Source organism: Microbulbifer maximicatervae (SeqCode), assembly GCF_052468155.1.
In genome coordinates this window covers 2,598,142-2,611,573 of record NZ_CP174335.1, presented here as the reverse complement: position 1 = coordinate 2,611,573, position 13,432 = coordinate 2,598,142, and the positions used below count along the sequence as shown (strand labels likewise).

Sequence of the window (13,432 nt, the reverse complement as noted above, 5' to 3'; positions counted from 1 at the left end):
GCTGTTGGGTTTCTCTTGGCAGGTGTAATCTGGTCTATTAATGAGTCAAGATACAATGGGCCCAGAACCTAGATCACATAGCCGGTAGTTTTTAGCTACCGGCCCCCACACCACCCATAGTGCGGGTTAGAGATGGGCAGCTCCCAATCAGCAATAAATCTCTACTCAACATTACTGTCGAGCAGCTCTTCATTTGAGTTGGAACAATCTTGGGCGTCCACAAATTGGGCACCTATGGCTTATTGGTAGGTGAGTTCAACACTAACCCATTGATTACATCCAGCAAATAGGAGGCGCTAGCAAAGGCACCCTATATCAAAACCTTTGCCGCCATAGTTTTGATATGGATGCTTTGGGAAATCTGTAGCCACAGCGGGGCTATCAACGATCTCCTCTTCCAAGTGCCCGCTCCTTTTGTGCACGTATATATATTTCTTCACGGTGAACAGGCAGGGATTTGGGAGCAAGTATGCTTATCTTCACTTGATTACCTTTAACTTCCAATACGGTAATTGAGACATTTGCTCCAATCCTTAAATTTTGACCCGTCCGGCGCTTTAAGATCAACATATTTGTTTCCTCTAAGACTCAAACCATTTGTAGGCCACCCTTAATGGAAGGCTTTGTAAGTAATTTTTTGAGGAAATATGAGGTGGTGCACGAGAACGGTAGGCATAGAAGAAGAAAAGGCGGGCACTACGCTCCCAGAGCTTGGAGAACCTCTCCAAACTGCTCAATATACTCCAGTTTATTGAAGACGAGCGGGTTTCTAGCGTATGATCCATATAGCCATTTTGATAGTCTGCTTATCAATTTGGTTAGCTGGCCCCTGGTGTTCCACCACCTCGGGTCAGCGCCTTTTACTTGCTTTTACGTCACAATACCGCTCTCCTTTGACGGGCTGATTCTTAGAAAATTATTGACTTGGTTAAACTTCTTTGGTAGCTGACATTTTAAAAGGCAGCTCAACGCCGACCAAAATACCAATAAGTATCCATTGATTTTACGCAGCTTTGACACTAAAACAAACTTAATAAAATCCTATAAGATTATTTTTGTGCCTATATTTTTAACTTTATGCTTTGAATAATCTGAGTTATTCACAAAACAAACCATTTATCCTGGTGCTTTTATTAAGCTCACTCGAAGGAACTCAGAAAAATAGATTACCAATGCTACCACTTACCATAAGCCCCTTACTTCTTAGAGCCAAAATTTCTTAGTATTTTTAATGTATTACTGAGGATTTTAGGTAACCATCCTACTAGGGAACCTCTGAATAATTCCAAGCCAATATTGGTAATATTCACCTACCCATCAAGACTACGATGAATTATGCACCAAGTCACCTTTGCCGAAGCAGAATATAAGCTAAAGCGCCGTATAACTCGCCGAGAGAAGTTTCTTTCTCAAATGGAAGCCCTCATCCCATGGCAGCGACTAGAAGCTCAGATCACTCCTTGCTATCCACAAGGCAAACGTGGCCGACAGCCATATCCATTGAGTGTCATGCTCCGTATTCATTGCATGCAGCTATTTTATAATCTCAGTGATCCCGCTATGGAGGATGCACTGTATGAAATTGAATCCATGCGTAGTTTTGCTGGATTGACTTTGAGCGGCCCAATTCCCGATGAAACAACGATTCTTAACTTTCGCCACTTACTGGAGCTCAATCAGCTAGGTGCAGCTCTTTTTGATGAAATCAACAAGCATCTTGCTGAGAATGGCATGGTACTGCGTGAAGGTACGATTGTAGATGCCACTATTATCTCTGCGCCAACTTCAACCAAGAATAAAAAGAAAAAACGTGATCCAGAAATGCATCAAACAAAGAAAGGCAATCAGTGGCATTTTGGAATGAAAATGCATATCGGGGTTGATGATGTGCTCGGAGTAATACATAGCATAGATACAACAGCAGCGAATTCGCATGATGTCACAACTACAGAGCGAGTTCTCCACGGGGAGGAGAAAAGAATCTGGGGAGACTCTGGGTACATTGGTGCGGAGAAACGTGAAGAGTTGAAAGAGCGGGAGGCGGATTGGTATATAGCAATGAAGCCGAGCAAGCTAAAAACTCTTCCAGGGCGTGATGCACTTCGTAAAGCGGAAAAGATCAAGGCGCAGATAAGAGCGAAGGTCGAGCACCCCTTCCGCTACATCAAACGGGTATTTGGTTATGACAAGGTCCGCTATCGGGGACTGGTAAAAAATACTGAGAGGCTGTGCTTACTGGCAGGCTTTACCAACTTAATAATAGGGAGAAAATACTTGGCTGCCTAGGGGTGGTTCGCCTGAAATCCACCTATTGAGGGTTTCAGATGAAAAATTAGTGGACTATTACGCGCAAATTACGCGTTTGTGCGTAATAAAGTGAATTTTTCAAGCAGCTCAGCTTAATTCTGGAAAAATGCTTCGTTGATCAGAGGGTCCCTAGGAATAGTAATGGCGTTATTTTTATACCCTTTAGGGATTTGGTTTTTTTATGCGACAACCCCTAAAAATTCACTTCACTCAAAGGGTGAAATTATAAATTTTCTAAGTGTATCTCAGAAAGCGAACCCAAATCGAAATATACGCACATCGATTGAACTCGCTAGGGGTGGGATTGTAGAGTAATTGAGATATAAAGTAACGGTTTGGAACTAACACTCCTATCAATTGACGACACTAATCTGGTGCCGCTCAATCAGATACAGCGAGCTGATATAATTCCCACGGAATTCCTGGTTTTTTTGGCTGGGAGCATAGCTGACTACTGCTAGCTTCCTTCACTACCGCTAAGTGAATCGGTTATTGTGGGAATCTAGGCTGCAATTGACCCTCCATTTGGTCTAGAATTAGCTCCCAAGGAAAGTGCATATCTTTGAACTGTTTGAGCTTGTGAATCAGCTCATATGGAAGAATCAAAGTGCTAATCTATCAATCAACTAACCGTGGGTGACAATAGAAATTGAAGGTCTTATAACCTCAGCAGAGAAAAGATTGAGTGGTTTTGGCGGAAAGCTTTTTGACTGGATTTTGGAGCAAGCAAAAGTTGAAGGCTGCAATCAAGTTCGCCTTGTTTCTGGTGTCCAACGCTAGCAAGCTCACAAATTCTATATAGAAAAAGGTATGGTATGGGAAGCAAAGTACTTTTCCATTAATGTTTAAATTCCATTACCAAGCTATTAACCTAATCTCTGCGTACTATCAATTTTACGTAGATACCAAAAAATCATCCCATTTAGGAATGGTTATAGAGACGTTGTACCTAAGACTTACCCACGTTTACGAACAACAAGGTGAAACTTATGTTGAATCCATTTCATCTCTCTTTCGTGGTTCCCGACAAAGAGGAAGCGAAGCGCTTTTACTTAGAAATTTTGGGTTGCCCTATAGGTCGTGACAATTCCACCTGGTTCGACATTTTATTTTACGGCCATCAAATTACAATTCATCAAGCTTCCGACAAAATGCCGGCCTACCAAATTGACCATTTTGGACCAATTCTAAGCAAAGAGGAATGGCTGTCCGTATTAGAAGTTTGTAAATCAAATGATATAGAGTTTGTAGCAAATAGCCTTATAAAAAACGAAGACGCTGAAGATGAGTCAGGCAAGTTTCTTATAAAAGATCCCAGTGGTAATACACTTGAATTCAAGTATTATATGAACTTTGAGTGTACAGTTGGGTAGCGACATCTATCGACCAGAAAACAAACGATCTGTGGGCTCCAAAGACGGAGCCCAACCTATCCGCTCGCGGTGGGAGCTTCAACGTCAAATTCGGGAGAGAACAACCATATCTGCTCCTAAGTTGCCAACATAAGTGACACAGCACCACGTCGCCATTAGCTCTGATTACACAAATGCTCGTTGCCTTAATGTGCTTTAGAAGCTTTCACCAAATCGCCTGTTTTATCCAATCACGCTGTAGAGCAAACTGCTCTATAAATCTTCATAGCTTTCTCTCATTTCTGGGTATCAGAGTATGAAGTCGGCAGTTTTGGAATTATTCGAAATCGGAAATGAAGATTTCGCTCGATGAATTTTAAACCAGAAAGCAAGGAGTCTTCGAGTTATAAAAATATGAATTATCTAGACATATGGTTCCAAGAGTATTTCAAACGACCAATCGCCTTTGACAATTATTAATCAAGTGATCTTATAAAAACTGAGATTCTATTGAAATAATAGATATTTATTCCAATCTTAGGCCACCCCGAACATTTTTTATTGCTTTCAATAAAACCTGAAACTGAAAGCAACTGCCAAATATAGCTTTCACCTAACACTGCTAAAAAACTGAAGGTTTTGACTATTTCCGAATACTTAAACTTATTTATTCATACAAACCTTGGGAAAATAGCATTCGAACGACTCAGCTCTTCCTTTCAGAATATTCGAAATATTTAGGAAGCATCCTAAAGGCAATGAATGTGAATTTTTTCTGTACCCCAGGATAACTCTTAACGCCATAGCCTCCTACTTGATACGAGTGTTTCAGAACCGCATGATCTATTGCGTTTACTATTCTTTAGCAGTTGCGTCAGATTGATTCTAAAGCGGTAATCTGGATAATACCAACCAAAATGACAACCGAGCAGCCATTTTAGGTAAGGAAAGAAGATGAAGAACCTCACAATTACATATAGCTCCCCCTTAAGTACTAAAATATCATTCTGACATGTATGAAATCACATCTCACAATGAGCTTGTACAAAAGATGGGGGGAGTATCTTGCTGCAATGAATCTGTACTCAGTAAACTAGGCATCAAGAAGGATAGAGTCAGCAACATATCAAGCACCAAAAATCAATAGCAGTATTTATGCAGAAATAGAGATATAATTGATAGCGATCTTGTTACAAGTCATGAAAATGACATAATGTCTAAGGATGAGAAACCTTCTCCCTAAAAGCAATCATAACTGGTGATCAAGAGAGCAAATCTAAAGTACTTTTATATTGCGAGTACCTAAAGGAAATCTGTTTTCATTTCGTGAGTTAGGGAAATATAGGCTTAAATAATACATTTCGTCATTGACTCCAAAGATCAGTCACAAAATTTAATTTCGCATTAAATAAAAACGACAAATACCTAGGCTTCAACTTCTCCATAATTTTACCTTAGTTACTTTAGGCGCTATGTCTACCTCTAAATACGAACAATTAACTAGAATCAGCACAAAAATCCTATTGCATGAGCCCTTTTATGGTCATTTTATGCTTGGGATGCCAAAAAGCCTGGATGAATGCGTGGATACAGCCTGCGTATCACTCATAAATAAACAGGTAATAAAACTATCAATCAACCCTCAATTTTGGGCTTCACTTTCAGAAAACCACCAATATGGCTTGATTAAACATGAGTTATTGCACGTTGTTTTTCGACACTTATTTGCACAAAGAGAATATTCCAATAAGACCGTATTCAACATAGCTGCCGATCTTGCCGTCAATCAATACATTAAACAAGAACAGCTACCAAAAGGAGCAATAACACTCGATAAATTTTTCTATTTACGTCCTCTTTATGGTATCTCACTTGAACCAATGAAGTCGGCAAAATACTACTACCAAAAGTTAATGGATGCGATAAAGGCTGAGCCTTTTAAACCAATATCTAATTATGAAAATCAACATGGTAAGATAACTCCGCTTACAGATTTAATTTCTGAAGACAACCAAGAACAGAAAAAACATAAAAGCTGGCAAGAATTTTCCGCACTTAATCCATCTGAAATTAAAGTTATGGAGTATCAGCTTCACGGCCAGGTGAAGCATGTTATGAATCGTTTATCCACCCACCAAAAGGCAGCTGGACACCTGCCTTCCAGTCTAACTGAATATTTAAAGAGCTTTTTAGAAGAATACAAACCCCAGGTGGACTGGAAACGTACAGTCAAGCGTTTTGCTGCATCTAGCAATAGCACCTTTATAAAAAACACATTACGGCGTCCATCCAAACGATACGGAACCACACCAGGAATTAAAGTTAGGCGACATCAGAGAATCCTAGTCGCGCTTGATACATCGGCTTCTGTTCCCATAGATTATTTTGATACTTTTTTTGGTGAGCTACACCAAATATGGAAAAATGGAGCTGAAGTTATTATCACAGAGTGCGATGCCAACATTCAGAAAACTTACAAATATCTAGGAGTTAAACCAGAATTTGTGCATGGCCGAGGTGGAACTAGCTTTAACCCACCTATACAGCTAGCCAACCAGGAAATTCATCCAGATGGTATCATTTATTTTACCGACGGTGGCGCACCTATACCAAGCTATAAATCTAGATGCCCAATACTTTGGGTAATCGTACCCGAACAAATGAGCGACAGTGACTGGTCGCATCTACCAGGCCAAACAGTGGTGATTAATTCGTGAGTAAAAATTATCTTACCTATGGGCTTAAATCCTCCTCAAAAGAAGCTACAGAGTTTATTGAACATATACTTCAAACCAATATAACTGCCGAGGAAGAAGGCAAGAGGAAAACCCCAGTATGCATATGGGGCAGGCATGGGATCGGTAAAACTGAGCTGGTCGGACAAATTGCTAGTGCACTAGATTACCGATGGACATATATCGCACCCGCTCAATTTGAAGAAATGGGAGATCTATTGGGGATGCCCAAGGTAGATGGGAATAAAACGGTTTTTGTTCCACCCAGTTGGGTGCCAACGGACGAGGGACCCGGTATTCTGCTCATTGACGATGTTAACCGCGCGGACGATCGGATTTTGCGTGGCATCATGCAGCTACTTCAGAATTTTGAATTAGTAAGTTGGCGATTGCCCAAAAATTGGCAAATTATACTCACAGCAAACCCGGATGGCGGTGATTATTCCGTGACGCCAATGGATGACGCTATGCTGACACGCATGATGCATATCACTATGGAATTTGATGCGAAAGTCTGGGCCAAGTGGGCTGAACAAGCAAAGGTTGACCCTAGAGGGATTAACTTTGTATTGATTTACCCCGAAATAGCAGCTGGTGAGCTGACTACACCCCGCTCATTGGTCCAATTTTTCAATAGTATCAACTCCATCAGGGACCTAGAGAAAGAGCTACCACTGGTTCAAGCTCTCGCTGCTTCGTGCCTAGATGAAGAAACAGTTACTGCATTTGTTACCTTTATTCAGCAAAATCTTACCGAGCTGATCGAACCGGAAAAGATCTTAAATGCCAAGAGTTTTAAGAAGGAAGTTACGGAGCCTATTGAGAAGATAGTAAAGAAAGATGTCTTACGTGTAGACATCTTAGCAACTCTGGCAACGCGAATGTCAAACTACTTAACGATAAATAAGATAGCACCAACTAAACCACAAATAGAGAATATTCAATCTTTTATCAAGATGGATGTAATTCCAAATGATATTCGTTTATCCCTCCTTCAAGACATCATGAATACAGACAATACAAGATTAAAAATGGTCATGTCTGATCCAGAAGTAAGCATGATGCTACTCAAAAATATGTAATCATAGATAATCTGATAAATAAGCAGAGTTCCATCACATATGAACACCCTTGAAGATATAGAAAAAACACTATCGGAGTCAACGTCGATACGCAGACTGGATATTTCTGGGAAAGAATTAAAAACAAGTAAACTCACAGAATTCCTAAATCGCTGTAGAAGCGATTTAAATGACGTTAAATATCTAAGAATTGATCTATCAGAATTAGAGAAAATACCAGATGAAATTTTCACACTAAAAAATTTGCAAGAAATATGTCTTGTCGGCAAGAAAATTGAAGGCCTAAAGGGCTTGTCTCTTCCAGCCCAAATAACCTCATTTACTTTAAACTGTGACTCGATAGATGAGCTGCCAGGATTTCTTTATACAAATACGTGCAAAAGAATACTCATCAAATGCAAAAATCTAAAAAAAACTTGTAAAGATTTAATCCGCCTACCAGAAAGAGACACACGATTCACTATTGAAATTGACAACCTGTTGGAGCTTCCGCCTATTGAGATAACCTCTAGTGTTCAATCTTTTCAGTTGAAAAGTAAAGCTCTTAGCCATATCGATTTTAACTTCTTTCGTAACATTGTTGTTGGCAGCCTGACGGTAGACTGTGATAAGCTGAAGTCTATCAAAAATATCAACGCAACTGATCATGTAAAATACTTTAACCTCTATACCACACAACCTCTAGATTTTTCTCAGTGGTCGATATCTGACACAATAGATACCTTAAAAATAAAGACATGCAGCCTTAAGCTACCCGAACTAACCCAAGCAACCCAACTTCGTTCACTTCACATCGAAGGTGTATCTGGAGAAATCACCCAAGATATCGGCAACTGTTCCAACCTTACAGAATTGTCTATTCGCAACTCTACAATCAGTTCAATAAGCCCTTATATTGAACAGTGTCAAAACCTCAAGTCTATATCGATAGACGGTGGTTTAGACTTTTTCCCAGAGTGTATAAGCAAACTTCGAAAATTGAATTCACTAAGACTTACCAATAATAAGATATCACAAATAGATATTGACTGGTCAGCTCTTATAGACCTCAGCTACTTATCTCTTCGTAATAACAATACGGTATTCTCTTCACTGGCATTCGTTTCAGATTTACCCAACTTATCAAAGCTCAATATAGATGGAAACACACTTGAAAACCGTTACGTGCTTCTACATAGAAAAAAAATACCGATAGAACAAAGCTATTCTATATTCTCAAGTGCCAAAGGATCTATAGAATATCTTCTAGGATTTTGCTCAGCGCTTGCCAAGACACGACTTAGCGAGCAAAATAAACGAAGACTACTAGATTTTGTTTGGGAACACGGTTCAGATATTAATCTTCTTTTACAAGATCCAGAATTACTAACATTAGCACTAAGCGTTCAATTCAAACCTATCAAAACCAAGCTAATTGATTATGTACAAACTTTCGTTAAGAGCCATAGTGGCCTTGAACTCTTAAGTAAGGAGTCAGTTCTTTACATTGAAGGAAAACCAAATACCACTCTCAAAAAACTTAAAGAAAAAGTGTCTACAATTGGCTATGGATTTAGTAAACATTTAGATGAAAATGTTACTCATGTAATTATTGGCAAGTCACCAAGTAACCCTAAAGTTTTTGACTCGGATCGATTTGTTTATTTAACAGAGAATGACGTATTTAGCCTTGAGTCACAACAGAATCCCAAGTTTCTAGAGCAGCAAGTTCAACAGGGTGACACCTCGGCGTTGGACGCTGTAAACGATTTGCTTTCTAATGTTGAGCCTGTCAATGTTAAAATTGGACTTCAAATGCTCGAGACGGGAGGAGTACCCGCAGACATACTTGAAACTGTATTAATGATTGCCAAATCGAATCCAGATTCAAAAGTCCGAGCACAAGCAAAGAAGGTCCTGGTTGAGCAAGGGCCTTCAGAGTGGGCATTGCTTATTGATGACAAACAACTATTTAAAAATCTCAATGAGTCTGTCAAAGAGCAAGATATAAACAACAAACTCAAGAAGATTGAAAAAACGGCTGGTTTCGACTCAGCAGCAACTCTCTCCCTTGCACTATATAAACGTTACAAAAAGGGGCTTCGCTTTCTTATCGAAAAACGTTCTATGAATGAACGCTGGCTACAAAGAATGTATACGCTCCTAATGGAAGGAGAGCATTTTGCATTTTCAACAGGCTTAGGATATAAAAATTGGAAAAACACCCGACCTGAAGATGTCACTCTATTTCCACATCGAGCAAACTATTCTTTTCCTAAAGACGTATTAAAGTGGCATACGGTAACAAGTGTTAACTTGCATAATACAAAATTAACTTCACTTCCAAAAGAATTGGTATTGTTTAAGGATCTTAAAAAGCTTGACTTGTCGGCAAACTACTTAGCTTCACTAGGCTCTCAAATCGAGGAGCTAGAGAAAATTGAAGAATTAGATTTATCTTTTAATAATTTCAAGAAATTTCCGTCCAATATCACGAAGCTTCCTCGACTAAGAAAAGTCGACCTGCGACACTGCAGTATAGATTATGATCAGAAGCCGTTGACGATCCCGAAGACGGTGAAAAATGCAATACCGGATTGCGAAATATTAGTATAAGACACAATTTGAGACGTACGAATAATTAGAGCTTTCTGATTTCATACTTAATTATATATTGGTCCTGGTTCAGAGTTCTCTGAAACCTATTAAGTCAAGAACATGCAATCGCACGTTCTTGACTTAGCACAACACATAATCCCTCAACAATTCGCAAACTCTAAGAACTATTAGCGCAAATCAAACCAATCATTATTTATAAATTGATATATTCAAATTTTATCTACACGGATTTCAGTAGAATTACCCCTAATATAATTACCCCGAAACTCTCGCGGAGATTGCCCAGTCCATTTTTTAAAGCTTCTGGAAAAACTACTGGTATCACCGAATCCTAATTTGTAGGCGATTGACGTGATCGGGGTATCACTTTGCTTAAGATACTGCACAGCCTGATGCTGGCGTATTTCATCTAGCACAGTCTGATAACTGGAGCCTCTTTCTTTTAGTTTTCTATGCAAACCACGGCAACTAATCCCAAGCTCCTTGGCCACGACCTCTTGTGAAAAATTACCTGAAGACATCAGATCAATAAGCACTCTACTGGTCATGCTAACTATGTCATTCTTCTGCAAACGCTCCAAGTAACCAATCAGGGCTTGCTCGTTGACCCTGACCAGCTCATCGTTTCCCGAAGAGAGCTTTCGATCAACAAACTCTTGTTTAAATCTAATCTCACAAATGTCTGCCGAAAAGTTAATTGGGCACTTATACATCAATTGATGCCGCTCAAGGGTGGTAGGTCTGGACCTCTCCAGATTAATAGAAATCAAATGATGATACACATCGGGGCATATCTTTCTGATGGACTTTATTAGCAAAGCCATAAAGGCATCTATAGCATGAATACTTGGATCATATGAAAAATTATCAACTTTTTCCCAGGAGACTACTACTTGTTTCTGTTCATCATGAACATTGATTCGCATAGCGGTGGTAACCACTTCTGAGAATCGAGCAGATCTTAGTAAACTCTCCCTGATGGAGCTACTGGCCAAGTGGGCATAGCTTAGAGCGTGAAGGTTTGTATGATTCACATACTTAGTGACTTGCAGGCCGATACAATCATCATCTGATATAGATTCAGCGAGCCCCCATAGTTTTTTCATATTCTCTAAAGGAATTCTCTGGTTTGCATCCACTATGCATTTGGGGTCAATTTCTGCACGCTGCAAAATTTCTTGGGTGGAACAGAATGGTTTTAGGGCCTCAACAATAGGTAATACCCAAGTTGCAATGGTCGTGTGTCCATACTCAGCCATCTACAAATGTGTCCTAATTGGTCAAGAGATTGGCTTTATTTGCAAAGAAACCTAAAAGCCAAATGATTAGCATCTAATCAATCACATCCTTATTTACCAAGATTATCCTAACGATCCTGACATGTTAAGAGGATCTAGTCGCCTAAAAGATAGCCAGCCGACGCTGGTAATTGGAAATATGAAAAATCCCATAAAAAGAATAGCACGTCTGGTAGGGGTTACATTATCCATCGCTCACCTAAGTGTTACTGCTAGTGAGCCCACTCAGGTTTTCTGGGGAGATATGCACCTTCATACCTCCTATTCGTTCGATGCCTTCTTAAGCCAAAATTATTCGGCAACTCCAGACACTGCTTATCGCTGGGCCAAGGGACAGCCGGTTATTCACCCCTACACTCATGCGAAAGTACGTATAGACACCCCCCTGGATTTTCTCGTGGTTTCAGATCACGCTGAAGGGCTGGGTGTTATGAGGGCAGTGGTGAATAAGACAGATGAGCTAGACAGCGATATGTCCTTATACCAGTCGATGATGCGCTGGTTTGCCAAGCAGCATATCCGATATAAAGTATCTATGAATGAAGGTATGGATATTTTCAATGAGTTACTGCCCGCTAAGGCTCTCGACACAGTAGCTCCCGCCGACCCTGTCCAGGACCCGGCTAACAAGTTCCCAGAGCCGGTTCTTGGTGATTTGGATAAAACCCGGACAAGTGCATGGAGCGCAATAGTCGATGCTGCAGAGCGCCATAACAACCCAGGCACCTTTACCAGTTTTATTGGCTGGGAATGGAGCTCAACCCCAACAGGGGCCAACTTACACCGGGTTGTGGTCTCCCCTGATGGGGCGGATAAAGCTAAGCAGTATCTTCCTTTTGGGGCTGATCAGAGCCAGTACCCAGAAGATTTGTGGTACTGGTTAGATGAGACATCTAAACGGACTGGCAGTGAATTCATTGCGATTCCCCACAACTCCAATGTATCCAAAGGCTATATGTTTGCAGAAACCACTCTGCGTGGTGAGCCAATTGATACACAGTATGCGCGTACACGCATGCGCTGGGAGCCCCTGGTTGAAATAACACAAATTAAGGGGGACTCAGAAACCCATTCAACACTTTCCCCGGACGATCCTTTTGCCGACTTTGAGAATTATCCATTCTACCTACAAGCCGACCCGGAGTCGTACCGTGTCGCTAAAGGTGATTTCGTCCGATCCGCCTTACGCACAGGGCTGGAAATACAGGAGAAAATAGGTGTAAACCCTTATAAGCTGGGGTTTGTGGGGTCCACAGATTCACATACTGGTATGTCAACTGCTGAGGAGAACAACTTTTGGGGCAAGTTTGCCCATGACTCAATACCAAGCAGCAAGCGAACTAACACTGTCATTGGCGGAACCAAGGCTACAGGTTGGAACATGTCCGCTTCTGGACTCGCCGCTGCTTGGGCTGAAGAAAATACCAGAGAAAGCCTTTTCGCCGCATTTAAGCGCCGTGAAGTATACGCCACTACAGGCCCTAGAATTCAGGTGCGCGTCTTTGCAGGCTGGAATTTTCCGAAACACGCTATCGATGCTGAGAATATTGCTGAACTAGGTTATTCCCATGGAGTACCTATGGGGGGGGATTTAGTGAAACCACAAGGAACTGACCAACCAATTCAGCTACTTATACGCGCGACAAAAGATCCTAAAGGAGCAAATCTGGATCGAGTTCAGGTGGTTAAATCTTGGCTGGACTCAACAGGAAAGAGCCAAGAAAAAATATTTAATGTTGCCTGGTCTGGCGAACGCACGCTCAATAACCAAGGGCAGCTAAGGCCTGTGGGGGATACGGTAAATCGAGAAACGGGGCAATACACTAACAACATTGGCTCCATAGAGTTATCAACCCTATGGCAAGATCCAAAGTTTAATATGAACGAAAGAGCCTTTTACTATGTTCGGGTATTGCAAATCCCTACCCCACGCCATTCACTCTACGATGCGATAGCTGCAAAAGAAATCAATAATGGAAATATTCAGGTACCCTCTGAAGGACCTGCCGTTATCCAGGAGCGCGCTTATACATCCCCAATTTGGTATACCCCCTAAGATT

General features: G+C 40.8%; 8 protein-coding genes. 6 read left to right on the top strand and 2 right to left on the bottom strand.

Features of this window, described 5'->3' with window-relative positions; translation table 11 throughout:
• Nucleotides 1-381: 381 nt before the first annotated feature.
• Nucleotides 382-570 (bottom strand): carbon storage regulator CsrA, encoded by a 189-nt coding sequence (csrA, locus tag ACJJIY_RS11225; RefSeq protein WP_444898173.1) that lies wholly within the window; start codon nt 568-570, stop codon nt 382-384.
• Nucleotides 571-1,335: 765 nt separating this feature from the next.
• Between csrA and ACJJIY_RS11220 the strand changes: the two genes are divergently transcribed.
• The 5 genes from ACJJIY_RS11220 (at nt 1,336) to ACJJIY_RS11200 (ending at nt 10,071) form a co-directional block, all read left to right on the top strand.
• Nucleotides 1,336-2,286 carry an IS5 family transposase gene (locus ACJJIY_RS11220; RefSeq protein WP_444895065.1) on the top strand — a complete coding sequence of 317 codons (951 nt, stop codon included), beginning with the start codon at nt 1,336-1,338 and terminating at the stop codon, nt 2,284-2,286.
• Nucleotides 2,287-3,296: 1,010 nt separating this feature from the next.
• Nucleotides 3,297-3,680, top strand: a complete 384-nt coding sequence (locus tag ACJJIY_RS11215) for a VOC family protein (protein WP_445357912.1) — start codon at nt 3,297-3,299, stop codon at nt 3,678-3,680.
• Between the two features lie 1,451 nt (nt 3,681-5,131).
• Complete coding sequence (locus ACJJIY_RS11210) at nt 5,132-6,376, top strand: vWA domain-containing protein (RefSeq protein ID WP_444898175.1); 1,245 nt, start codon at nt 5,132-5,134, stop codon at nt 6,374-6,376.
• The gene (locus tag ACJJIY_RS11205; protein ID WP_445357911.1) at nt 6,373-7,476 is read left to right on the top strand and encodes an AAA family ATPase; all 1,104 of its coding nucleotides are present in this window, start codon (nt 6,373-6,375) and stop codon (nt 7,474-7,476) included. Before ACJJIY_RS11210 ends, ACJJIY_RS11205 begins: the two co-directional genes overlap by 4 nt.
• Before the next feature lie 39 nt (nt 7,477-7,515).
• Nucleotides 7,516-10,071, top strand: coding sequence for a leucine-rich repeat domain-containing protein (locus tag ACJJIY_RS11200; protein ID WP_444898177.1), 2,556 nt, complete (start codon nt 7,516-7,518; stop codon nt 10,069-10,071).
• 212 nt (nt 10,072-10,283) lie between these two features.
• On the opposite strand, the gene ACJJIY_RS11195 is transcribed toward ACJJIY_RS11200, so the two are convergent.
• On the bottom strand, nt 10,284-11,333 hold the full coding sequence (locus tag ACJJIY_RS11195; protein WP_444898178.1) for an AraC family transcriptional regulator: 1,050 nt from the start codon (nt 11,331-11,333) through the stop codon (nt 10,284-10,286).
• A 178-nt stretch (nt 11,334-11,511) separates the two neighbouring features.
• Here ACJJIY_RS11195 and ACJJIY_RS11190 point away from each other — a divergent pair, with 178 nt between their 5' ends.
• The gene (locus ACJJIY_RS11190) at nt 11,512-13,428 is read left to right on the top strand and encodes a DUF3604 domain-containing protein (RefSeq protein WP_445359642.1); all 1,917 of its coding nucleotides are present in this window, start codon (nt 11,512-11,514) and stop codon (nt 13,426-13,428) included.
• Nucleotides 13,429-13,432: the final 4 nt, after the last annotated feature.

What these genes read in the sequence shown, in the direction of transcription:
- csrA (WP_444898173.1), bottom strand. Translation starts at nt 570, where the DNA reads ATGTTGATCTTAAAGCGCCGGACGGGTCAAAATTTAAGGATTGGAGCA.
- ACJJIY_RS11190 (WP_445359642.1), top strand. Translation starts at nt 11,512, where the DNA reads ATGAAAAATCCCATAAAAAGAATAGCACGTCTGGTAGGGGTTACATTA.
- ACJJIY_RS11200 (WP_444898177.1), top strand. Translation starts at nt 7,516, where the DNA reads ATGAACACCCTTGAAGATATAGAAAAAACACTATCGGAGTCAACGTCG.
- ACJJIY_RS11195 (WP_444898178.1), bottom strand. Translation starts at nt 11,333, where the DNA reads ATGGCTGAGTATGGACACACGACCATTGCAACTTGGGTATTACCTATT.
- ACJJIY_RS11220 (WP_444895065.1), top strand. Translation starts at nt 1,336, where the DNA reads ATGCACCAAGTCACCTTTGCCGAAGCAGAATATAAGCTAAAGCGCCGT.
- ACJJIY_RS11215 (WP_445357912.1), top strand. Translation starts at nt 3,297, where the DNA reads ATGTTGAATCCATTTCATCTCTCTTTCGTGGTTCCCGACAAAGAGGAA.
- ACJJIY_RS11210 (WP_444898175.1), top strand. Translation starts at nt 5,132, where the DNA reads ATGTCTACCTCTAAATACGAACAATTAACTAGAATCAGCACAAAAATC.